The sequence below is a fragment of the Thiopseudomonas acetoxidans genome (assembly GCF_030362935.1).
Classification (GTDB): Bacteria; Pseudomonadota; Gammaproteobacteria; order Pseudomonadales; family Pseudomonadaceae; genus Thiopseudomonas; species Thiopseudomonas acetoxidans.
In genome coordinates this window covers 1-2,008 of record NZ_JAUCDY010000025.1, presented here as the reverse complement: position 1 = coordinate 2,008, position 2,008 = coordinate 1, and the positions used below count along the sequence as shown (strand labels likewise).

Annotated in this window: 2 rRNA genes; both read right to left on the bottom strand. The window is 50.3% G+C overall.

What is annotated here, in order from left to right:
• Window positions 1–12 precede the first annotated feature (12 nt).
• Window positions 13–128, bottom strand: a 5S ribosomal RNA gene (rrf, locus tag QEZ41_RS11985).
• Window positions 129–283: 155 nt separating this feature from the next.
• Window positions 284–2,008, bottom strand: a 23S ribosomal RNA gene (locus QEZ41_RS11980); the annotation flags it as partial.

Below are 2,008 nucleotides of genomic sequence, written 5' to 3'. Positions count from 1 at the left end.
TTTTTATTTGGCGCTTGACGATGACCTACTCTCACATGGGGAGACCCCACACTACCATCGGCGATGCATCGTTTCACTACTGAGTTCGGAATGGATTCAGGTGGTTCCAATGCTCTATGTTCGTCAAGCAATTCAGTTGAGAAGCCGCGGTACGTGCTGTTGCAGGCGGTGCGTCCTCTCCAATTCAGACCTGTGATAAAGTTTAAAACGGTTTGTTTTGCAGTTCAACAAATTTTCGGTTGATGTAACTAACAACATACACACCAAATTACTTGGGTGTTATATGGTCAAGCCTCACGGGCAATTAGTATTGGTTAGCTCAACGCCTCACAGCGCTTACACACCCAACCTATCAACCTTGTAGTCTTCAAGGGCCCTTTAGAGAGCTTAAAGCTCTAGTGAGATCTCATCTTGAGGCGCGCTTCCCGCTTAGATGCTTTCAGCGGTTATCGCTTCCGAACTTAGCTACCCGGCAATGCCACTGGCGTGACAACCGGAACACCAGAGGTTCGTCCACTCCGGTCCTCTCGTACTAGGAGCAGCCCCTCTCAAATCTCAAACGTCCACGACAGATAGGGACCGAACTGTCTCACGACGTTCTAAACCCAGCTCGCGTACCACTTTAAATGGCGAACAGCCATACCCTTGGGACCGGCTTCAGCCCCAGGATGTGATGAGCCGACATCGAGGTGCCAAACACCGCCGTCGATATGAACTCTTGGGCGGTATCAGCCTGTTATCCCCGGAGTACCTTTTATCCGTTGAGCGATGGCCCTTCCATACAGAACCACCGGATCACTAAGACCTACTTTCGTACCTGCTCGACTTGTTGGTCTCGCAGTTAAGCGCGCTTTTGCCTTTATACTCTACGACCGATTTCCGACCGGTCTGAGCGCACCTTCGTACTCCTCCGTTACTCTTTAGGAGGAGACCGCCCCAGTCAAACTACCCACCATACACTGTCTTCGATCCGGATAACGGACCTGAGTTAGAACCTCAAAGTTGCCAGGGTGGTATTTCAAGGTTGGCTCCACTGCAACTGGCGTCGCAGTTTCAAAGCCTCCCACCTATCCTACACAAACAACTTCAAAGTCCAGTGCAAAGCTATAGTAAAGGTTCACGGGGTCTTTCCGTCTTGCCGCGGATACACTGCATCTTCACAGCGATTTCAATTTCACTGAGTCTCGGGTGGAGACAGCGCCGCCATCGTTACGCCATTCGTGCAGGTCGGAACTTACCCGACAAGGAATTTCGCTACCTTAGGACCGTTATAGTTACGGCCGCCGTTTACTGGGGCTTCGATCAAGAGCTTCGCTTACGCTAACCCCATCAATTAACCTTCCAGCACCGGGCAGGCGTCAGACCCTATACGTCCTCTTTCGAGTTTGCAGAGTCCTGTGTTTTTAATAAACAGTCGCAGCGGCCTGGTATCTTCGACTAGTAAAGGCTTACGTAGTAAATACTTAACCCTCACCAGCGCACCTTCTCCCGAAGTTACGGTGCCATTTTGCCTAGTTCCTTCACCCGAGTTCTCTCAAGCGCCTTGGTATTCTCTACCCGACCACCTGTGTTGGTTTGGGGTACGGTTCCTAGTTATCTGAAGCTTAGAAGATTTTCTTGGAAGCATGGCATCAACCACTTCGCATTCTAAAGAACGCTCGTCATCAGCTCTCGGCATTAACAAGTGTCCGGATTTACCTAAACACTCTGCCTACCACCTTAAACAGGGACAACCAACGCCCTGATGGCCTAGCCTTCTCCGTCTCTCCATCGCAATAACTAGAAGTACAGGAATATTAACCTGTTTCCCATCGATTACACTTTTCAGTCTCACCTTAGGGGCCGACTCACCCTGCGTCGATTAACGTGGCGCAGGAAACCTTGGTCTTTCGGCGTGGGAGTTTTTCACTCCCATTATCGTTACTCATGTCAACATTCGCACTTCTGATACCTCCAGCAAGCTTCTCAACTCACCTTCACAGGCTTACAGAACGCTCCTCTACCGCAC